The sequence below is a fragment of the Pseudomonas kurunegalensis genome (genome assembly GCF_030291635.1).
Classification (GTDB): Bacteria; Pseudomonadota; Gammaproteobacteria; order Pseudomonadales; family Pseudomonadaceae; genus Aquipseudomonas; species Aquipseudomonas monteilii.
This window is the reverse complement of sequence record NZ_CP127871.1, coordinates 4805403-4826543: the sequence shown is the minus strand read 5'-3', so window position 1 is coordinate 4826543 and position 21141 is coordinate 4805403. Positions and strand designations below refer to the sequence as shown.

The window sequence follows — 21141 nt, the reverse complement described above, 5'->3', positions numbered from 1 at the left end:
TCAGTTGTTGTCATCCTTGCTGCGCCGGCGCGGGGCTTGGTCGTCTTTCACCAGTTGCGAGGGTGGCTTGCCACTGTCGCTGCGCACCTGGGCATGGCTGATCAGGGCGAAGATGAAGCTGCCACCAATAATGTTGCCTGTCAGGGTCGGCAAGGCGAACGCCAGCCAGAAGCTGCGCCAGGTTTCTTCGCCGGCCCACACCAGATAGGACACTTCGACGGAACCCACCACTATATGAGTGAAGTCGCCGAGGGCCATCAGGTAGGTGATCATCAGGATGATCCAGACCTTGGCGTGCTCCATGGACGGGATCATCCAGACCATGGTGGCGATCATCCAGCCCGACACGATGCCTTTGGCGAACATCTGGCTCAGGTCGTTCTTCATGACCTTGCGGCCAACCTCCAGAAAAGCCACGTCCGTCTTGCTGTCGAATATCGGCAGCTCCAGCATGACCCAGGCCACTAGCAGGGTGCCGGCCAGGTTGCCGAGCAACACCACGCCCCACAGGCGCAGCAGGCGACCGAAGTTGGCCAGGGTGGGGGAGGTCATGACGGGCAGCACGGCGGTGAGGGTGTTCTCGGTGAACAGTTGCTGGCGTGCCAGGATCACGGCGAGGAAGCCAGCGCTGTAGCCGATGCTGGCGACCACCTGGGCACTCTCTCCTTCCGGCAGGCGTGCGTAGAACAGCCCCATGGCCATCAGCGACAGCCCCATGGACAGGCCGGCAGCCAGTGCCGACCACCACAACGCGGCGAGGGTACGTTCCAGTTCCTGATCGCCCTGGTAGCGGATCATCTCGTGCAGCACTGCCGCCCGCGGCGGCTGGTTGTGGCTGACCTCCTGTTCTTCATCTGCAGACAGACCCGGGGTTTTCTCGCTTTGCGCATCGCTCATGGCCGCTACGCTCCGTGGGGGTGTTTCTCTACAGATCCGTGGCGCTTTCATTAGTTGCCAGGTGGGGGGTAAAACACGCGCGGAAAGTTTTTTCAGATCAAGGTGTTGACTCTGATTTCAAAGCGCGTATTATTCGCCTCCTCGCAGCGATGAACGCTTCGAGGCAAGCGGTAAGTGTTTGAAGTTGTTAGCTTTCGAAAGAAAGCAGTAGTAAAAAACTTCAAAATAAACACTTGACAGCAAATGAGGAAAGCGTAGAATGCGCGCCTCGGTTGAGACGAAAAGCTCTTAACCAAACGCTCTTTAACAAATCGAATCAAGCAATTCGTGTGGGTGCTTGTGAGTACGGACTGATAGTCAAAAAGATTATCAGCATCACAAGTGACCATGCGAGAAATCACATAGTCATTTGAGATTGCTGAGCCAAGTTTAGGGTTTCTTAAAAACCCAAGCAGTATTGAACTGAAGAGTTTGATCATGGCTCAGATTGAACGCTGGCGGCAGGCCTAACACATGCAAGTCGAGCGGATGACGGGAGCTTGCTCCTTGATTCAGCGGCGGACGGGTGAGTAATGCCTAGGAATCTGCCTGGTAGTGGGGGACAACGTTTCGAAAGGAACGCTAATACCGCATACGTCCTACGGGAGAAAGCAGGGGACCTTCGGGCCTTGCGCTATCAGATGAGCCTAGGTCGGATTAGCTAGTTGGTGGGGTAATGGCTCACCAAGGCGACGATCCGTAACTGGTCTGAGAGGATGATCAGTCACACTGGAACTGAGACACGGTCCAGACTCCTACGGGAGGCAGCAGTGGGGAATATTGGACAATGGGCGAAAGCCTGATCCAGCCATGCCGCGTGTGTGAAGAAGGTCTTCGGATTGTAAAGCACTTTAAGTTGGGAGGAAGGGCAGTAAGCTAATACCTTGCTGTTTTGACGTTACCGACAGAATAAGCACCGGCTAACTCTGTGCCAGCAGCCGCGGTAATACAGAGGGTGCAAGCGTTAATCGGAATTACTGGGCGTAAAGCGCGCGTAGGTGGTTTGTTAAGTTGGATGTGAAAGCCCCGGGCTCAACCTGGGAACTGCATCCAAAACTGGCAAGCTAGAGTACGGTAGAGGGTGGTGGAATTTCCTGTGTAGCGGTGAAATGCGTAGATATAGGAAGGAACACCAGTGGCGAAGGCGACCACCTGGACTGATACTGACACTGAGGTGCGAAAGCGTGGGGAGCAAACAGGATTAGATACCCTGGTAGTCCACGCCGTAAACGATGTCAACTAGCCGTTGGAATCCTTGAGATTTTAGTGGCGCAGCTAACGCATTAAGTTGACCGCCTGGGGAGTACGGCCGCAAGGTTAAAACTCAAATGAATTGACGGGGGCCCGCACAAGCGGTGGAGCATGTGGTTTAATTCGAAGCAACGCGAAGAACCTTACCAGGCCTTGACATGCAGAGAACTTTCCAGAGATGGATTGGTGCCTTCGGGAACTCTGACACAGGTGCTGCATGGCTGTCGTCAGCTCGTGTCGTGAGATGTTGGGTTAAGTCCCGTAACGAGCGCAACCCTTGTCCTTAGTTACCAGCACGTTATGGTGGGCACTCTAAGGAGACTGCCGGTGACAAACCGGAGGAAGGTGGGGATGACGTCAAGTCATCATGGCCCTTACGGCCTGGGCTACACACGTGCTACAATGGTCGGTACAGAGGGTTGCCAAGCCGCGAGGTGGAGCTAATCTCACAAAACCGATCGTAGTCCGGATCGCAGTCTGCAACTCGACTGCGTGAAGTCGGAATCGCTAGTAATCGCGAATCAGAATGTCGCGGTGAATACGTTCCCGGGCCTTGTACACACCGCCCGTCACACCATGGGAGTGGGTTGCACCAGAAGTAGCTAGTCTAACCTTCGGGAGGACGGTTACCACGGTGTGATTCATGACTGGGGTGAAGTCGTAACAAGGTAGCCGTAGGGGAACCTGCGGCTGGATCACCTCCTTAATCGACGACATCAGCCTGCTGATGAGCTCCCACACGAATTGCTTGATTCATTGTAAAAGACGATGCTGTAACGCAACCCTGTTATAGGTCTGTAGCTCAGTTGGTTAGAGCGCACCCCTGATAAGGGTGAGGTCGGCAGTTCAAATCTGCCCAGACCTACCATTACATGGTAAAGCCGTAGAATACGGGGCCATAGCTCAGCTGGGAGAGCGCCTGCCTTGCACGCAGGAGGTCAGCGGTTCGATCCCGCTTGGCTCCACCACTTACGCAGTAACAGTAGCTTGTCAGAACTTAGAAATGAGCATTCAGTTTGAATGTTGATTTCTGACTTTTGTCAGATCGTTCTTTAAAAATTCGGATATGTGATAGATATAGACTGATGACCAGTTTCACTGCTGGAAATCAGGCTAAGGTAAAATTTGTGAGTTCTGCTCTTAATTGAGCGAAATGCGAATTTTCGGCGAATGTCGTCTTCACAGTATAACCAGATTGCTTGGGGTTATATGGTCAAGTGAAGAAGCGCATACGGTGGATGCCTTGGCAGTCAGAGGCGATGAAAGACGTGGTAGCCTGCGATAAGCTTTGGGGAGTCGGCAAACAGACTGTGATCCAGAGATCTCTGAATGGGGGAACCCACTCAGCATAAGCTGAGTATCTTGTACTGAATACATAGGTGCAAGAGGCGAACCAGGGGAACTGAAACATCTAAGTACCCTGAGGAAAAGAAATCAACCGAGATTCCCTTAGTAGTGGCGAGCGAACGGGGACCAGCCCTTAAGTTGATTTGAGATTAGTGGAACGCTCTGGAAAGTGCGGCCATAGTGGGTGATAGCCCCGTACACGAAAATCTCTTGTCAATGAAATCGAGTAGGACGGAGCACGAGAAACTTTGTCTGAATATGGGGGGACCATCCTCCAAGGCTAAATACTACTGACTGACCGATAGTGAACCAGTACCGTGAGGGAAAGGCGAAAAGAACCCCGGAGAGGGGAGTGAAATAGAACCTGAAACCGTATGCGTACAAGCAGTGGGAGCCTACTTGTTAGGTGACTGCGTACCTTTTGTATAATGGGTCAGCGACTTATATTCAGTGGCGAGCTTAACCGAATAGGGGAGGCGTAGCGAAAGCGAGTCTTAATAGGGCGTTTAGTCGCTGGGTATAGACCCGAAACCGGGCGATCTATCCATGGGCAGGTTGAAGGTTAGGTAACACTGACTGGAGGACCGAACCGACTACCGTTGAAAAGTTAGCGGATGACCTGTGGATCGGAGTGAAAGGCTAATCAAGCTCGGAGATAGCTGGTTCTCCTCGAAAGCTATTTAGGTAGCGCCTCATGTATCACTGTAGGGGGTAGAGCACTGTTTCGGCTAGGGGGTCATCCCGACTTACCAAACCGATGCAAACTCCGAATACCTACAAGTGCCGAGCATGGGAGACACACGGCGGGTGCTAACGTCCGTCGTGAAAAGGGAAACAACCCAGACCGTCAGCTAAGGTCCCAAAGTCATGGTTAAGTGGGAAACGATGTGGGAAGGCTTAGACAGCTAGGAGGTTGGCTTAGAAGCAGCCACCCTTTAAAGAAAGCGTAATAGCTCACTAGTCGAGTCGGCCTGCGCGGAAGATGTAACGGGGCTCAAACCATGCACCGAAGCTACGGGTATCATCTTATGATGATGCGGTAGAGGAGCGTTCTGTAAGCCTGTGAAGGTGAGTTGAGAAGCTTGCTGGAGGTATCAGAAGTGCGAATGCTGACATGAGTAACGACAATGCGAGTGAAAAACTCGCACGCCGAAAGACCAAGGTTTCCTGCGCAACGTTAATCGACGCAGGGTTAGTCGGTCCCTAAGGCGAGGCTGAAAAGCGTAGTCGATGGAAAACAGGTTAATATTCCTGTACTTCCAGTTATTGCGATGGAGGGACGGAGAAGGTTAGGCCAGCCTGGCGTTGGTTGTCCAGGTTTAAGGTGGTAGGCTGAAATCTTAGGCAAATCCGGGATTTCAAGGCCGAGAGCTGATGACGAGTTGCCTTTAGGCGACGAAGTGGTTGATACCATGCTTCCAAGAAAAGCTCCTAAGCTTCAGATAACTGGGAACCGTACCCCAAACCGACACAGGTGGTTAGGTAGAGAATACCAAGGCGCTTGAGAGAACTCGGGTGAAGGAACTAGGCAAAATGGCACCGTAACTTCGGGAGAAGGTGCGCCGGCGAGGGTGAAGGACTTGCTCCGTAAGCCCATGCCGGTCGAAGATACCAGGCCGCTGCGACTGTTTATTAAAAACACAGCACTCTGCAAACACGAAAGTGGACGTATAGGGTGTGACGCCTGCCCGGTGCCGGAAGGTTAATTGATGGGGTTAGCGCAAGCGAAGCTCTTGATCGAAGCCCCGGTAAACGGCGGCCGTAACTATAACGGTCCTAAGGTAGCGAAATTCCTTGTCGGGTAAGTTCCGACCTGCACGAATGGCGTAACGATGGCGGCGCTGTCTCCACCCGAGACTCAGTGAAATTGAAATCGCTGTGAAGATGCAGTGTATCCGCGGCTAGACGGAAAGACCCCGTGAACCTTTACTATAGCTTTGCACTGGACTTTGAATTTGCTTGTGTAGGATAGGTGGGAGGCTTTGAAGTGGGGACGCCAGTTCTCATGGAGCCATCCTTGAAATACCACCCTGGCAACTTTGAGGTTCTAACTCAGGTCCGTTATCCGGATCGAGGACAGTGTATGGTGGGTAGTTTGACTGGGGCGGTCTCCTCCCAAAGAGTAACGGAGGAGTACGAAGGTGCGCTCAGACCGGTCGGAAATCGGTCGTAGAGTATAAAGGCAAAAGCGCGCTTGACTGCGAGACAAACACGTCGAGCAGGTACGAAAGTAGGTCTTAGTGATCCGGTGGTTCTGTATGGAAGGGCCATCGCTCAACGGATAAAAGGTACTCCGGGGATAACAGGCTGATACCGCCCAAGAGTTCATATCGACGGCGGTGTTTGGCACCTCGATGTCGGCTCATCACATCCTGGGGCTGAAGCCGGTCCCAAGGGTATGGCTGTTCGCCATTTAAAGTGGTACGCGAGCTGGGTTTAGAACGTCGTGAGACAGTTCGGTCCCTATCTGCCGTGGACGTTTGAGATTTGAGAGGGGCTGCTCCTAGTACGAGAGGACCGGAGTGGACGAACCTCTGGTGTTCCGGTTGTCACGCCAGTGGCATTGCCGGGTAGCTATGTTCGGAAGAGATAACCGCTGAAAGCATCTAAGCGGGAAACTTGCCTCAAGATGAGATCTCACTGGGATCTTGAATCCCCTAAAGGGCCGTCGAAGACTACGACGTTGATAGGTTGGGTGTGTAAGCGCTGTGAGGCGTTGAGCTAACCAATACTAATTGCCCGTGAGGCTTGACCATATAACACCCAAGCAATTTGCGCGTCAGAGCCAAATTGTGGTGGTGAAGATGATACGAACCGAAAGTTCGCAACCACAAATTCACATATCCGAATTCGCTAGAGCATCCATCTGGATCTTCTGGCAACAGAATTTCTTGACGACCATAGAGCATTGGAACCACCTGATCCCATCCCGAACTCAGCAGTGAAACGATGCATCGCCGATGGTAGTGTGGGGTTTCCCCATGTGAGAGTAGGTCATCGTCAAGATTCATTTCGCAAAACCCCTATCTGCACATGCAGGTAGGGGTTTTGTCTTTCTAGGCAAAAAAAATCAAGACTGCGACAACATTGCTGTCACATCAACGTGACTTTCCCTCGCCCACCCTACGTCAAGACTTTGGTTCAGGGCACTCCTGCCCCTGAGCCTGGCGATGCCAGCGTACCGTGCTGCGCATTTCTGGACTTCCACCGTCCCATCACTTGAGGTAGCAAGCAAGATGGCCAAGGCCGCCGATGTTGTAGTGCAATGCCTGGAAAACGAAGGTGTCGAGTATGTATTCGGCATTCCCGGTGAAGAAAACCTCGACCTGCTCGAATCCCTGCGCAAGTCGAAGATCAAGCTGGTATTGACCCGTCACGAGCAGTCTGCAGGCTTTATGGCTGCCACCTATGGCCGTCTGACCGGCAAGACCGGCGTCAGCCTGTCGACCCTCGGCCCCGGCGCCACCAACCTGGTTACTGCCAGCGCCTACGCCTACCTGGGCGGCATGCCGATGATGATGATCACCGGCCAGAAGCCGATCAAGAAGTCCAAGCAGGGCCGCTTCCAGATCATCGACGTGTGCGGCATGATGGACCCCATCACCAAGTACACCCACCAGTTCGCCTCGGCCGACAACATCCCGTCGCGCATGCGCGAAGCCTTCCGCCTGGCCGAAGAAGAAAAGCCGGGTGCGGTACACCTGGAGCTGCCGGAAGACATCGCCGCCGAGCAGACCGATGCACTGCCGATCCCGCGCAGCCTGCACCGCCGCCCGCTGGCCGAGCATGTGGCCATCGAAGCCGCCGTGCAGAAACTGCATAACGCCCGTAACCCGATCCTGGTGATCGGCGCCGGCGCCAACCGCAAGATGACCGCCAAGGTCCTCAAGCAACTGATCGACAAGACCGGCATCCCGTTCATCACCACCCAGCTGGGTAAAGGTGTGGTCGACGAGCGCCACCCGCGCTTCCTGGGCAACGCCGCGCTGTCGTCCGGCGATTTTGTGCATCGCGCCGTCGAGGCCGCCGACCTGATCGTCAACATCGGCCACGACGTGATCGAGAAGCCGCCATTCTTCATGGTCCGTGGTGGCACCGAAGTCATCCACATCAACTTCCGTTCCGCCGAAGTCGATGCCGTGTACTTCCCGCAGGTAGAAGTGATCGGCGATATCGCCAACGCCGTGTGGCAGATCAGCGAAGCCCTCACCGAGACCTCGCACTGGGACTTCACGCGCCTGATGGCCATCCGTGAAGCCAACGAAGCGCAAATCGCTGAAGGCGCCGACGACAACCGCTTCCCGGTCTACCCGCAGCGCATGGTCGCCGACATCCGTCGCGTGCTGCCGTCCGAAGGCATCGTCGCCCTGGACAACGGCATCTACAAGATCTGGTTCGCCCGCAACTACAAGGCGCACAAGCCAAACACCGTGCTGCTGGACAACGCCCTGGCGACCATGGGCGCCGGCTTGCCATCGGCCATGGCGGCGCACCTGGTGCACCCGGACCGCCCGGTGATTTCGGTATGCGGCGACGGCGGCTTCATGATGAACAGCCAGGAGCTGGAAACCGCAGTCCGTCTGGGCATGCACATCACCGTGGTGATCCTGCGTGACGACGGCTACGGCATGATCCGCTGGAAGCAGGCCAACATGGGCTTCACCGATTTCGGCCTGGACTACGGCAACCCGGACTTCGTCAAATACGCCGAAGCCTACGGTGCCAATGGCCACCGCGTGGAAAGCGCCGAAGGCCTGCTGCCGCTGCTGGAGCACTGCATCAAGACCCCAGGCGTACATGTGATCGACTGCCCGGTCGATTACAGCGAAAACGACCGCATCCTCAACAGCGAGCTGCGTGAGCGCGCGCTGGCGGTGTAAGGCGTAGCTTCAAGCTGGCACCCACAGGGTCTAGACGTCCTGTGGGTGTTGGCTGGTGGTGCAAGCAACCTCTCAACCGATCTCCAAATTGGACATTCTCAGGCTCTTCAATTCATGGGGAGCACGAGAATATGACCATCGGTTCGGCACATAACCATCCTGCTGATCTGGCTTCAACGAGATGACGGGCTGTTGACGGACACTTCGGTTTGTTCACTGCAAAAACTGGATGGGGGCGGCATTCGCGTCGGATACCGTTGGCACAACAGTGACCCTGAGCATCAAAACCTTCAGTACGATGACTTCGACAGCGTGATCTTGACCCTCCCGTCCTGGTTGATTGAAACCAATATACGCCTCGAAGGTTTCAGCCGTCGGGTACTGCCGCAGTCGATTGTGGACGCCTGGAAGCATGCTCACTGGGAAACCAGTTGCAAGGTCTATGCACCACTGAAGAAGAGCTTTCTGGACCGACAGCCGGCGCTACCCCAGATTCTTGTTACCGACAGCTTTGTCCACGATGTCTATGCCTATCGGTACAACGACCGTTACACAGATGACTGTATCTTGCTCAGTTACACCTGGGAGGACGATGCAACGAAGCTAGCTGCATTTACTGATGAAGAATTGGCCAGCAAGTGCCTTGAGGAACTCGACCGGATCCTCCTGCGCTGCAGCAATGTGACTGAACCTATATCGCCCTACATCGATACCCGAAACATTCGCATACAGCGCTGGGCGACGGACAAAAATGCGCTCGGCTGCGCGAAGCTGTATCGCGCAGGTACCTACTACGACGCGGTCGGCCTGATGAAATACAACCGCGATTACAGTGCCAGCTCGGGGTTGTACCTGGCTGGAGAGTCCTTCTCTGTTGACGCCGGCTGGACCGAGCCGTGTTTACGCACCGCGCTCGATGCAGTCATCAATCTTTGCAACAACACATCCGCAACGTTCAATGGAGGCTTCACCCTTGAGCACTATCCGCATTATCAACTTGGGAAATAGCGGCGTCTGGGTGTTTTTGTGAGATTCGTCCTACTGCACTTACTCGCTTCTCCTTCGCTCCCATAGGACCTGCCCGACTGTCCCTCCCAAGCGCAACCCCGCTCTACTGGCGACCTTCCAGAACAACCACAAAAAGGAAGTCGCCATGTCTGAACAACGCACCCCCGTCAGCCCCGTACGTATCGCTGTCATCCAGTACGACCCACAGGTCGGGCTAGAGTACTGCGATGGCAACCTGAGCAGAGGCCTGGCACTGGCCCGGCGTGCGGCGCGTGAAGGTGCCAATCTGATCGTGCTGCCCGAGCTGGCCAACACCGGTTATACCTTTCACTCCCGTGCCGAGGCCTATGCCCATGCCGAAACGCTGCAGGCAGGCCGCAGCCTGAAAGCCTGGGCTGATTTCGCCAGGGAGTATCAGGTGTACCTGGCAGCAGGATTTGCCGAGTGTGATGGCTTGAAGCTTTACGACAGCGCCGTATTGTTCGGCCCCGACGGCCTGCTTGGGCACTATCGCAAGGCTCACCTGTGGAACCAGGAAAAGCTCTGGTTCACCCCTGGCGATCTCGGTTTTCCGGTATTCGAGACGCCAATCGGGCGTATCGGCCTGCTGATCTGCTGGGACATCTGGTTCCCTGAAGTGCCGCGGCTGATGGCAGCGCAAGGCGCAGACATCATATGCAGCTTGAACAACTGGGTGTGGACACCGCCACCGCTGTTTGATGAAGCAGGGCGTTGCATGGCGTCGTACCTGACCATGACGGCCGCGCACGTAAACAATGTCTACATCGCCGCCGCAAACCGTATCGGCAATGAGCGAGGGGGGCGCTTTCTCGGTTGTTCGTTGATTGCCGGAACCAATGGCTGGCCCATTGGTGAGGTGGCTAGTGCGGAGGAGGAAAGCATTCTGTATGCCGATGTCGACCTCAGCAGCGCACGTTCAGCGCCGATCTGGAACAGCCTCAACGACCTGCAGCGTGATCGCCGTACCGATCTCTACGATGCTGCGCTTGGCTACCGCCTGCATGCGCCTATGCCACGCTGAGGATCCACAGATGAAGCCATTATTGCTGCCCAATCGGCAGCGTTCCCCTGTGTTGATCTTCACCTGCCTGTTAATGCTGCTGGTAGCCAGCCTTGCGTCAGGCCAATGGCCAGACTACGGGCAACTGGCGGCAACACTCGACCAACCGCTGAGCCGTTTGCGCTGGATAGTGGGCGATATCAGCGAGGTCGCTTTCTACAAGCATGAGCTGCCAGCGCTGGGCTTGCTGCTAGGCGCTAGCCTGGCACATTGGGCCCATCTTCGCGGGTATCGCTGGCAGGGTTTTGCCATCTGCTATGGAAGCGGACTATGGCCATGGGTGTTCACCAGCTCGCTAATGGGCCTTTTACTTAGCCACGCCTTGTGGGGATGGACCTTGGCCAGTGGCACCTGGCAACCAACGTTTGTGGCCTTCGTGTCACTGCCGGCAGCCATGGTGCTGCTGTTTGGCGCGGGCTGGCGAGTGACGATCACAGGCGCGCTACTGGGGGCACTACTGGTAACCCCGGCGAGTCTGCTGATGGTCAACTACCTGTGCTATCCCCTGCAGTTGCCTGTGGTCATCGGCAACGTGAGTGGTATGGCCGTGGCAAGTGTCGTCGCTTTCCTGCTGTGCAGGCGCTTCCCGTCATGGGTACGTCAAAGCCACGAACCCGACGTTGCGAAACCTGTGGCCAGCCAACCAGACTACGGTGTGGTCTGGACCTTGCGGCGTGTGCTGGCCGACTTCAGCGAAGCGCCGTTCTTTGGTAATGAACTGGCCAGCCTCGGTCTACTACTGGGCGTGTTACTGGCTTACCTGTTGGCCCCGGCGGCCCCCGCATACGGTTCAATGTTGGTGATGCACATAGTGGCTGGGCAGGCCTTGGCGTCTTTGGTCGGGGTCGTATTCTGGCGCGGCCAGTGGCAAGCCCGTGGGTGGTACCCTACCTACATTCCGATCGTCTCGATCGTGCCGGCCGCAGTGCTGACGCATGGAGGCAGTTGGCAAGTAGTCGTGGCCAGTGCAGTGCTGGGTGCGCTGGTGGCTCCGCCGCTGGCAGTGGCGATCACTCAGCGGTTGCCGACCTATGTGCATGGCTACATCGGCAACGTAGTGTCGATGGCCGTCAGCACGTTGGGAATCGTACCGCTGATCGGGTTACTTGTGGGGGGAGAAGCATGATTGAGCATTCGGGCCTGCCCAGGCTGTCGATCGCCAGTTTGGGGGGGACAGTCAGTATGCAGGCTGCGGCGGTTGGGTGTGGTGTAACGCCCACTCTGGATTGTGAGCAGCAACTGCTTCAGGTCCCACAGTTGCGCGAGATGGCGCAGTTGAACGTAACGTCATTGTGCCTGGTGCCCAGTGCATCGCTCAGCTTCAGGGCGCTGCTGGATGTGCTGGCCTGGGCTCGCTGCGAGGTCGAGCGCGGTGCCCGGGCCGTGATAGTGACCCAAGGCACCGACAGCCTTGAGGAAACGGCCTATTTCCTTGATCTGCTCTGGCCATTCGATGCGCCGTTGGTGATGACCGGTGCGATGCGCTCGGCCAGCCAGCCAGGCAACGATGGCCCGGCCAATCTGCTGGCTGCGGCACAGGTTGCATTGGCACAAGGCAGCAGTGGGCGTGGTGTGCTGGTGGTGATGAATGATCAGGTTCATTGCGCGGCAAGGGTTCGCAAGACGGCCAGCCTGGCGATGGCGGCATTCGAGTCGCCTGGCTTTGGTCCTCTGGGCGAAGTTGTAGAGGGCGTTGCAACGTACCGTCATCCACCAGACAGGCGGGAAGTGCTGCCGTTACCGGGACGTACCGACCAGCGCGTTGCCCTGCTCGAGGCGTGCCTGGACGCTGACACGGCATTGCTGCAGGCTGTGCCCACATTGGGTTACGACGGGTTGGTCATCGCCGGCTTTGGCGCTGGCCATGTTTCCGGCAGTTGGTCTGATGTTCTGGAGCACATGACGCCAACCATGCCAGTCATTGTCGCCACTCGCACAGGTAAGGGACCTACAGCCGGGGCAACCTACGGGTTTTCCGGCTCCGAGATCGACATGCAGAAAAAAGGCGTACACATGGCCGGGCACCTTTGCCCGCGCAAGTGCCGCATCTTGCTGTGGCTGCTGATTGGCACCGACCGGCAGCATGAGTTGCCGCGTTGGTTGCCCTCCTGAAAAATCTGCCCGTGCAGTGGCACGCACGGGCAACCCTTCAAGCGTTGCTGTGCTAGGGTGCACACACTTTTGCTTCTCAGGATGTACGCCCATGCTCCCCGCACTCAGCGAAAAAGAACTCGACCGCCTCGAAGACCTGCTGATCACTTACGGCAACGACTACTCGGTGCTGAACCTGGCCGAACTCAATGGTTTTTTCACCGCGCTCGCCAGCTCGCCGGTCACCGTCTACCCCGAGCAATGGCTGCCTGCGGTAGCCGGTGGCAAGGTGCCGAAGTTCAAGAAGCCTGCGCACGAAGAAGCGTACACCGCGTTGATGCTGCGCTATGCCAACCAGGTGGCAGAAGAGCTGGGTGACGACGTCGACCACTTCGAGCCGCTATTCGAAGAAAACGAAGGTGATGAAGGCAATGTGATCGTCATGGAAGAGTGGTGCTTCGGTTACATGCGCGGTACCCAGGTTGCCGGTTGGGAGGCGTTGCCGCCAGAGCAGGATCAACTGCTCAAGGCTATTTCGCTGCATGGGCTGGAGGACAACTTCGAGTTGTTGGACCAGATGAGCGAAGCCGATATCCAGGCGTGTGTGCCACAGGTGGTCGAGGCCGCGCGGGGGCTGTTCCGGTATTTCAACAAGCTGCACTGATACAGAGTTTGCAATAAGGCTGCTGGCCTTTTCGCAGGTAAAACCGCGAAGAGGCCAGCAGATCCAGCACACAGTCGGCTCAGAACCCCAGGCTCACCGTTGCCACCAACGATGCCGGCTCACCCGCATAATTCCCCGCACTGGAAATGGTCTCGATGTAATCCTTGTCCAGCACATTGCGCGCGTTCAGCGACACCCGCAGGTGCTCGTCGAAATCGTGGAACACACTCAAGTCCAGCCGCCCGTAACCACCGGCACTGTAACTGTTGGCCAGGTCGCCATAGCGCTTGCCGGCAAAGAACACGCCCGCACCAAAACCCAGCCCTTGCAGCGGGCCATCCTGCAATTGGTAGGTTGACCACAGCGAGCCACTGACCACAGGCACACCCTCCAACCGGTTGCCTTCCTCGTAACGCGTATCCTCGACCAGCTTGGCATCGAGCACGGCTATGTTGCCGATCACGTTCCAGCCGTCGCGAATCTCACCACTCACATCCAGCTCCACACCACGCACCCGCTGCTCGCCCGTCTGGATCGAATAGTTGCTGTCCAACGGGTCATTGGCCGCCAGATTCTTGCGGCGGATCTCGAACGCCGACAGTGTGGCAGCCAGGCGTTCGGGGATGATGTCGTACTTGGCGCCCACCTCGTATTGGACACCAGTTTCCGGGTCGAGCACGCTGCGGTCGCGGGTCAGGCGGTTCTGTGGGGCGAACGAGGTGCTGTAACTGACGTACAGCGCCAGCCGATCGGTAGGCTGGTAAACCAGGCCAGCACGGGGCGATGTGTCGGAGGGCTCGATGTCGATATCGGCGTAGTCGCCTGCTTCGGTGTAGTTGCGGTTACGCTGCTTTACCTGGTCGTGGCGCACGCCCAGCAGCAGCTTCCATTGCTCACCCAGCTCTATCTGGTCCTGGACATACACACCGTAAGTCTCCTGGTCGAAGCGCGAGTCCTCACCAAAGCGGAACCGCCCTGGCTGCGCACCATGCACGGGGTTCCAGATATTCAACGGGGCAACATCGGCCCGTAGCATGGTCACGCTGCGCCTGCCCGTTACCGACTCCACCCCCGCCAGCAACTGATGCGCCAGCCCGGCAGTGGCGAAGCGTGCGATGGCCTCGAACTGGGCGCTGAGCGAGCGCTGTGTTTCGTCGAAGTCGGTGGCACGTCGGGTCAGGGTAAAGCCGTCCTTCTCCAAAGTGCGCTGGGAGATGTTGAGCATGGTCTTGTTCGACTTGTCCCAGCGGGTGACCTGGCGCAGGGTCAGCCAATCGTTCAGGTCGTGCTCCAGCTTGAACCAGGCGGCAGTCTTGTCGCTGTTGCTATGTGACCAAGGTTCTTCGAGAAACACCTTGTGCCGTGAGTCGACCCGGTCGCCGATCACTTGCAGCCCGCGGTCGTACTGGGCATCGGTCTCGGTGTATTCCAGGCCCATGTCTACCCGGGTGTGCTCACCCGGTGTCCACGACAGCGACGGGGCAAAGTGGCGGCGGTGGCTGTCGCGGTACAGGTCACGAAAACTGCCCTCGGTCTGGTAGGCCATGGCCAGGCTGCCGGCCAGGTTGTGTTCGGCCGACAGGGGGCCACTGAGCCAGGCCTGGCCGCGCTGATAGTCGTAGGAGCCGGCTTGCAGCTTGACCTGGGCTTCCGGCACCAGCGTCGGCTTGCGTGTCACCACGTTGATCAGCCCGCCCGGGTTACCGCGACCATACAGCACCGAGGCCGGGCCTTTGAGCACTTCGATTCGCTCCACGCCGGCCAGGTCGGTGAGGATTTCCGGGCGTACGGTCAGCGAGTTGGTCAGCACCCCGTCGATGGCATAGGTGGTGCCCTGAAAACCACGCACGATAAAGCTCTCGACACTGCCACCGTGGGTGTTGCCGCGCTGGATGCTGCTGACGTTGCTCAGGGCGTCGGCCATGCTGTTGGCCTGCTGGTCTTCCAGCACCTGGCGCGGTACCACCTGGATCGATTGGGGGATGTCTCGCAGTGCGGCGTCGGTCTTTGTGCCCACTGTGCTGCTTGAGGCCTTGTAGCCTTGCTGCGCACCGATGGCCGAGTGACGCAGATCGTGCAGGCCGTTGATGTTGGTCGACTCCAGTTGCAAGGCCGAGGAGGTGGGCCTGGTGCGCAGGGTGTAGGTGTTGCCGCTCTGCGGTACGGCCTCCAGGTGGGTGCCGCGCAGCAACAGGTTAAACCCTTGAGCGGTGCCTACGTCGCCTTGCAGGCCTGGGCTTTGCAGGTCGCCGAGCATGGCTGGGTCCAGGGGCAGGGTAACGCCGGCCTGGGCGGCGAATTCGGCCAGAGCCTGGCCCAGGGGGCCGGCGGGGATCGCGTAGTGACGGTCGTCCTCGGCCCAGGCGAGGGGCGAGGCGATGAAGCTGGCGAGCAGGGTGAGGCGCAGACGCATGGGGCTTCCTGATGGGCTGAAGTGTGGTTTTCAGGAAGAGGACACCTGAGGCGGGTAAAACACGACACGGTCATTTTCATGTGCTGGTTTTGCTGGCCTCTTCGCGGGTTCACCTGTGATGAGTCCAGCCGCAGGGACTCATCCCTCGGCCGGTAGCACCGTCACCCAGTAACGCGACACGTACTTCACCTTCAGCGGAAACGCCATGGCCAACGCCCGCAGCGCAGCATCGCTGTCCGCCAGCTGATAAACCCCGGAAATCTCCAACCGGGCAACCTCGGGTGCACACCGCACCCATCCATGGCGATAACGCCCCAGCTCTATCAGGAACTGTGCCAGCGGCATGCGCTCCACCCGCAACACGCCATCGATCCAATCCACCCTGGCCGGCACCGTGGTCAAACGCGTTACCTGGGTATCGCTGACCAGTGCCTGCTCCCCGGCCATGATGCGCAAGGTCGCACCCGTATTCGGCGTTGCTGCGACCGTCCCCTCCAATACTTTGAGTTCGTCATGCCCGGTGAACTGGCGCACGGCAAAACGCGTGCCCAGCGGCTGGAACATGCCCCACGTTGAGCGCACCAGCATCGGCCTTGGGTCCTTGCCGGTACGCACATGCAATTCACCGCGGCGCAGCACCAACAGGCGCGCACTCGCGCTGTAGCGGATGTCCACGGCTGTATCGGTGTTCAGGCGTAACTCGGTGCCATCGTCGAGGGTCAACTCGCGCTGCTCACCGACACCGGTACTGGCATCCGCCAGCCAGGTATCCACTGCCCCCGTGCGTGACAGCGTCACCCCAAGCGAGCCCAGTACCACCAGCGATGTCAGCGCCTTCACCGCCGCACGGCGGCCCAATGCTGCCGGCCGCTGCAACGTCGAGCGGGCCAGCGTGGGCGGTATTGACTGCACCTGGGCACTGAAACGTGTCGCCAATTGCCAGGCCCTTTCGTGATCGGCACTGGCCGCGCGCCAGGCTGCGCAGGCCTGCTGCTGCTGATCGCTGGCGCCACCTTGCAGGCACAGAAACCAGCGCGCCGCTTCCTGGGCTATACGCCGTGATACTGGTTGTGCCGTCATGCCCATTCCCCCGACGCCAGTACGATGCATTCCTCAAAGGCCCGTACCAGCCAACGTTGCACCGAGCGCACGGTCACCCCCATCTCCCGGGCAATCTGCTCTTGGCTGAAGCCTTCCACCTGCGACATCAGGAATGCACGTCGTGCCTTGCCCGGCAGGCGCGCCAACACCCGATCCACGGCATTCAAGGCCTCGAGCAAGGCCGCTTGGTATTCGGCACTGGGGGCCTGGTCCTCTGGCATGTTCGCCAGTGCTTCCAGGTAGGCCTGCTCCAACGAGCGGCGACGATAAAGGTTGAGTAGCAGGCGCCGGGCGATGGTTGCCAGGTAGGCACGCGGTTCGCGCAGCTCGGCGGGTGGTGCGTGGGTGAGCAGTTTCACGAACGTGTCCTGGCTCAGGTCTGCTGCATCGCAGCGGTCATTCACCCGGCGGTACAGCCAGCTTTGCAGCCAGGTGTGATGGCTGCGGTAGAGCTGCTGGATGGGGGCGCGATCCGAGGGCATGGGCAGGCTGATTTCGTTATTGAGAATTAGTTGCATCATTCTATGCGGGGTCGCGCTGGCGCGGCAATTGGAGTTTGGCACGACCGATCTGGCGAATTATTTCGCGCAGCGAAATTATGGTTTCCTCATCACACGGATTCTGCTCTGTGCCGATCAGGTGCAGCATGTGCTCCATCAGCCCACTCCGGTGCTGACCAAGAGCCAAGCCCATGTCGAACCCGATCAAGCTTTACAACTTCCCCAAGTCTGGCCACGCCCATCGCATTGAACTGATGCTGTCTCTGCTCAACCTGCCCACCGAGCTGGTGTTCGTCGACCTGGCCAAGGGGGCGCACAAGCAGCCGGACTTCCTGGCCCTCAACCCGTTCGGCCAGGTACCGGTCATCGATGACAACGGCACGGTGATCGCCGATTCCAATGCCATCCTCGTTTACCTCGCCAAAAAATATGACAACGGCACCTGGCTGCCTGAAGAGCCAGTCGCTGCAGCGCGCGTTCAACGCTGGCTGTCGGTCGCTGCAGGCCCGCTGGCCTTCGGCCCCGCCGCCGCCCGCCTGGTGACCGTGTTCGGTGCTGCGTTCAACACCGACGAAGTGATCACTCGCGCCCACACCCTGCTCAAGGTGATCGATGCCGAGCTGGCCAAGTCGCCCTTCCTGGCTGGCAACACAGCCACTATCGCCGACATCGCCAACTACTCGTACATCGCTCACGCACCAGAGGGCAATGTGTCGCTGGAGCCCTATGCCAACGTGCGCAGCTGGCTGGCACGGATCGAGTCACTGCCGGGCTTCGTGCCCATGCCACGTACCGTGATCGGGCTGCAGACCAGCGCCTGACACCCCGCCCTCGGGAGGAACGCCGCCATGCAACAGACGCCGGACCAACGCCCCTCGCCCTGGCATGCGGGCGAGAAAACCCTGCAGGAAAAGGTCGGTGTAGCAGAGCGCATGGAGGCGTTCGGGCAAAAGGTCATTCGTGACTACATGCCCGACCAGCACCGCACGTTCTATCACCAGTTGCCGTTCATGGTGGCGGCCAGCGTTGACGCTCAGGGGCGGCCCTGGGCGACGCTGCTGGAAGGGCCGGAAGGTTTCGTCAGCTCGCCCGACCCACGCCAGTTGACGATTGACACCAGGTTACCGGCAGATGACCCCGCCACCCCGGGGCTGGTCGCCGGGCAGGCAATCGGCCTGCTGGGCATCGAACTGCACACCCGCCGGCGCAACCGCCTTAACGGGCATATCCGCCAGGCTGCTGCGGGGCAATTGCAGGTGACGGTGGACCAGTCGTTCGGCAACTGCCCGCAGTACATCCAGCTGCGCGACTACACCCGCGTCACCGAACCGGCCCAGGGGCGCGTCGATGCGACAACACTGGATGCCACGACCGTCAGCATGATCCAGTCTGCTGACACATTCTTCGTCGCCAGCTATGTCGAGCATGAAGGCGGCCAGCGCTCGGTGGATGTTTCCCACCGAGGCGGTCGGCCAGGGTTCGTCAAGGTCGAAGGCAACACGCTGACCATTCCCGACTACGCCGGTAACCTGCACTTCAACACCTTGGGCAACTTGTTGGTTAACCCGAGGGCAGGTTTGCTGTTCATCGACTTCAGCAACGGCAACGTACTGCAGGTGTGCGGGCGTGCCGAGGTGCTGCTGGAAAGCCCGGCCATCCAGGCTTTCGAAGGTGCAGAGCGGCTGTGGACGCTGGAGGTCGAGCAGGTGGTGTGGCGGCCGGCTGCGGTTTCCCTGCGCTGGGCCTTCAAGGAGTACGCACCGACCAGCCTGATGACCGGCATCTGGGCCGAGGCCGAGGCGCGTTTGCAGCAACGTCAGCAACAGCGCCAATGGCAAGCCTGGCGCGTGCTGCGGGTGGAGCAGGAAAGCCGCGATATCCGTTCGTTCTACCTTCAGCCGCCCAGCGATAGCGCTGTGGTGTTTGCACCTGGGCAACATGTTCCGGTGCAGGTACAGCGCGACGGTGAAGCGCCGCTGATACGCACCTACAGCTTGTCCAGCGCACCTTCAGACGGCTATTTGCGCATCAGCGTCAAAGCCCAGGGCCCGGTTTCCCGGCATTTGCATGAGCGCATCGCGCCCGGCGATGTGCTTAACGTGCGTCCACCCATGGGCAGCTTCACGCTGGACGTGCAGAGCACGCGGCCGCTGGTACTGATTGGCGCGGGGGTGGGTATCACGCCATTACTGGCCATGCTGCGCGAGCAGTTGAGCAAGGCCCAGACGCGGCATATCCATTTGTTCCATGGCGCGCGTAGCCTGGCCGACCTGCCGTTCAGGCAGGAGCTGGCGAGCTTGCGGCAACAGGCGGGAGGCTTGCTGCACATCCATCGCGCCCTGAGCCAGCCGGAAGGCCATGCGCTGCTTGGGCGAGATTACGAGTTTGCCGGGCGTCTGGGCATCGAGCAGGTCAAGGCGACGCTGGCGCTGGACGACTACGATTTCTACCTGTGCGGACCGGGCAGTTTTACCCAGGACTTGTATGAAGGGTTGCGCGGTGTGCATGTGCCGGATGCGCGGATTCACGCAGAAGCCTTTGGGCCGTCGACGTTGCGGCGGCACACGGACGCCGACCAGCCCACCTTGCAACAGCCCCCCGCCGCCAGCGAGCCAGTACCGGTGTACTTCGCGGCGTCAGCCAAGGAAGCGCGCTGGGCACCCGGTAGCGGTACCTTGCTGGAGCTGGCCGAGGCGCGCGGGCTGGCGCCGGAGTTCAGTTGCCGGGGTGGCTCGTGCGGTACCTGTAAGACCAAACTTGTGAGTGGCCAGGTCCATTATCCGAATCCACCGGCAGAGCTGCCGGAGGCGGGGTCGGTGTTGATCTGTTGTGCGGTGCCGGCGCAGGTGGAGGAGGGGTTACAGGCATTGGTGCTGGACATCTGACAAACCAGTCCCGGCGCTCTTCGCGGGCAGCACAAAATGCCCAGATGAATAATAATCCCGGCACCTCATGTCCTCAGGAGCCCGCATGGACCAGATCCACCTGATGAAGGTGTTCGTCGCCGTAGGTGAGCTGGAAAGCTTCGCCGCTGCTGCCCGCCGCCTGGATATTTCCCCGGCCGCCGTCACCCGCGCCGTCAGCGCCCTGGAAGACCAGCTTGGGGTAAAACTGCTGCTGCGCACTACCCGCAGCGTACGCCTGACCGAAGCGGGAGGCCGCTACCTGGAAGACACCCGGCATATCCTCGCCAGCATCAACGAGGCCAACGCCGCCGCAGCGGGCATCAACGCCACCCCCAAGGGCGACCTGGCGGTTACCGCGCCGATCCTGTTCGGCAAGAAGTTCGTCATGCCGTGCATCGTCCGCTACCTGCAGCAGTACCCTGAGGTCGATGTGTCTGCCTACTTCCTGGACCGCGTGGTGAACATGGTCGAGGAGGGCATGGACGTTGCGGTGCGCATCGGCCCGTTGCCGGACTCGGGGTTGAAGGCGTTGCGGGTCGGCAAAGTGCGGCGAATGTTGTGCGCATCCCCCGATTACCTGGCGCGACATGGCGTGCCGAAACATCCCTCGGACCTGGCCGGGCATGCGGTAATCGGCACCACCAACCTGTCGCCCCGTGCCGGCTGGCGCTTTGGTGTGACAGAAGAGCCGACCATGGTACGCATGAAGCCGAGGCTGACGGTCACCAGCAACGATGGGGCAATCGCGGCTGCCAGTGGCGGGCTGGGTATTGCCCGGTTGTTGTCGTACCAGGTGGCCGATGAACTGGCCGACGGGCAACTGCAGGTGATTCTGGCCGAGTACGAAGAGGCGCCTTGGCCAATTCATGTGCTGCACCGGGAGAGCAAGTATGGCTCGGCCAAAGTCAGGGCCTTCATCGACATGCTGGCGCAGGCACTGCGAGCCCAACAACTCGATTGAGA

The 21141-nt window shown here is 59.0% G+C and carries 13 protein-coding genes, 2 tRNA genes, 3 rRNA genes and 1 pseudogene; 14 read left to right on the top strand and 5 right to left on the bottom strand.

Annotation, left to right across the window (positions count from 1 at the left end; genetic code table 11):
* Window positions 1-897, bottom strand: coding sequence for a formate/nitrite transporter family protein (locus tag QQ992_RS22045; RefSeq protein WP_286111030.1), 897 nt, complete (start codon window positions 895-897; stop codon window positions 1-3).
* A 459-nt stretch (window positions 898-1356) separates the two neighbouring features.
* Between QQ992_RS22045 and QQ992_RS22040 the strand changes: the two genes are divergently transcribed.
* From QQ992_RS22040 to QQ992_RS21990, 11 genes and pseudogenes are all read left to right on the top strand, one after another.
* Window positions 1357-2893, top strand: a 16S ribosomal RNA gene (locus QQ992_RS22040).
* An 85-nt stretch (window positions 2894-2978) separates the two neighbouring features.
* A tRNA-Ile gene (locus QQ992_RS22035) sits at window positions 2979-3055 on the top strand.
* Window positions 3056-3079: 24 nt separating this feature from the next.
* Window positions 3080-3155: transfer RNA gene (locus tag QQ992_RS22030), tRNA-Ala, on the top strand.
* A gap of 243 nt (window positions 3156-3398) precedes the next feature.
* A 23S ribosomal RNA gene (locus QQ992_RS22025) occupies window positions 3399-6290 on the top strand.
* 134 nt (window positions 6291-6424) lie between these two features.
* Window positions 6425-6540: ribosomal RNA gene (gene rrf / locus QQ992_RS22020) — 5S ribosomal RNA — on the top strand.
* The 16S, 23S and 5S rRNA genes sit together here with 2 tRNA genes alongside, the layout of an rRNA operon.
* Before the next feature lie 230 nt (window positions 6541-6770).
* Entirely contained in the window at window positions 6771-8414 is a 1644-nt protein-coding gene (locus tag QQ992_RS22015) for an acetolactate synthase large subunit (RefSeq protein ID WP_286111029.1), read from the top strand.
* A 171-nt stretch (window positions 8415-8585) separates the two neighbouring features.
* Window positions 8586-9422, top strand: a pseudogene (locus QQ992_RS22010) (FAD-dependent oxidoreductase); the annotation flags it as partial.
* A gap of 145 nt (window positions 9423-9567) precedes the next feature.
* The gene (locus tag QQ992_RS22005) at window positions 9568-10464 is read left to right on the top strand and encodes a nitrilase family protein (RefSeq protein WP_286111027.1); all 897 of its coding nucleotides are present in this window, start codon (window positions 9568-9570) and stop codon (window positions 10462-10464) included.
* A gap of 10 nt (window positions 10465-10474) precedes the next feature.
* Window positions 10475-11629, top strand: a complete 1155-nt coding sequence (locus QQ992_RS22000; protein WP_286111026.1) for a hypothetical protein — start codon at window positions 10475-10477, stop codon at window positions 11627-11629.
* Window positions 11626-12615 (top strand): asparaginase, encoded by a 990-nt coding sequence (locus QQ992_RS21995; RefSeq protein WP_286111025.1) that lies wholly within the window; start codon window positions 11626-11628, stop codon window positions 12613-12615. Before QQ992_RS22000 ends, QQ992_RS21995 begins: the two co-directional genes overlap by 4 nt.
* A gap of 91 nt (window positions 12616-12706) precedes the next feature.
* Window positions 12707-13258: a UPF0149 family protein gene (locus QQ992_RS21990; RefSeq protein ID WP_110740150.1), complete on the top strand. Its 552-nt coding sequence runs from the start codon at window positions 12707-12709 to the stop codon at window positions 13256-13258.
* A 79-nt stretch (window positions 13259-13337) separates the two neighbouring features.
* On the opposite strand, the gene QQ992_RS21985 is transcribed toward QQ992_RS21990, so the two are convergent.
* From QQ992_RS21985 to QQ992_RS21970, 4 genes are all read right to left on the bottom strand, one after another.
* The gene (locus tag QQ992_RS21985) at window positions 13338-15671 is read right to left on the bottom strand and encodes a TonB-dependent siderophore receptor (protein WP_286111024.1); all 2334 of its coding nucleotides are present in this window, start codon (window positions 15669-15671) and stop codon (window positions 13338-13340) included.
* A 138-nt stretch (window positions 15672-15809) separates the two neighbouring features.
* Complete coding sequence (locus QQ992_RS21980) at window positions 15810-16751, bottom strand: FecR domain-containing protein (protein WP_286111023.1); 942 nt, start codon at window positions 16749-16751, stop codon at window positions 15810-15812.
* Complete coding sequence (locus QQ992_RS21975) at window positions 16748-17293, bottom strand: sigma-70 family RNA polymerase sigma factor (RefSeq protein WP_286111022.1); 546 nt, start codon at window positions 17291-17293, stop codon at window positions 16748-16750. Before QQ992_RS21975 ends, QQ992_RS21980 begins: the two co-directional genes overlap by 4 nt.
* Before the next feature lies 1 nt (window position 17294).
* On the bottom strand, window positions 17295-17429 hold the full coding sequence (locus QQ992_RS21970) for a hypothetical protein (RefSeq protein WP_286111021.1): 135 nt from the start codon (window positions 17427-17429) through the stop codon (window positions 17295-17297).
* A 34-nt stretch (window positions 17430-17463) separates the two neighbouring features.
* Between QQ992_RS21970 and QQ992_RS21965 the strand changes: the two genes are divergently transcribed.
* The 3 genes from QQ992_RS21965 to QQ992_RS21955 all read left to right on the top strand — a co-directional run bounded on the left by QQ992_RS21965 (window position 17464) and on the right by QQ992_RS21955 (window position 21139).
* Window positions 17464-18093, top strand: coding sequence for a glutathione S-transferase family protein (locus QQ992_RS21965; protein ID WP_286111020.1), 630 nt, complete (start codon window positions 17464-17466; stop codon window positions 18091-18093).
* A gap of 27 nt (window positions 18094-18120) precedes the next feature.
* Window positions 18121-20157: a pyridoxamine 5'-phosphate oxidase family protein gene (locus QQ992_RS21960; protein WP_286111019.1), complete on the top strand. Its 2037-nt coding sequence runs from the start codon at window positions 18121-18123 to the stop codon at window positions 20155-20157.
* An 85-nt stretch (window positions 20158-20242) separates the two neighbouring features.
* Window positions 20243-21139 carry a LysR family transcriptional regulator gene (locus tag QQ992_RS21955; protein ID WP_286111018.1) on the top strand — a complete coding sequence of 299 codons (897 nt, stop codon included), beginning with the start codon at window positions 20243-20245 and terminating at the stop codon, window positions 21137-21139.
* Window positions 21140-21141: the final 2 nt, after the last annotated feature.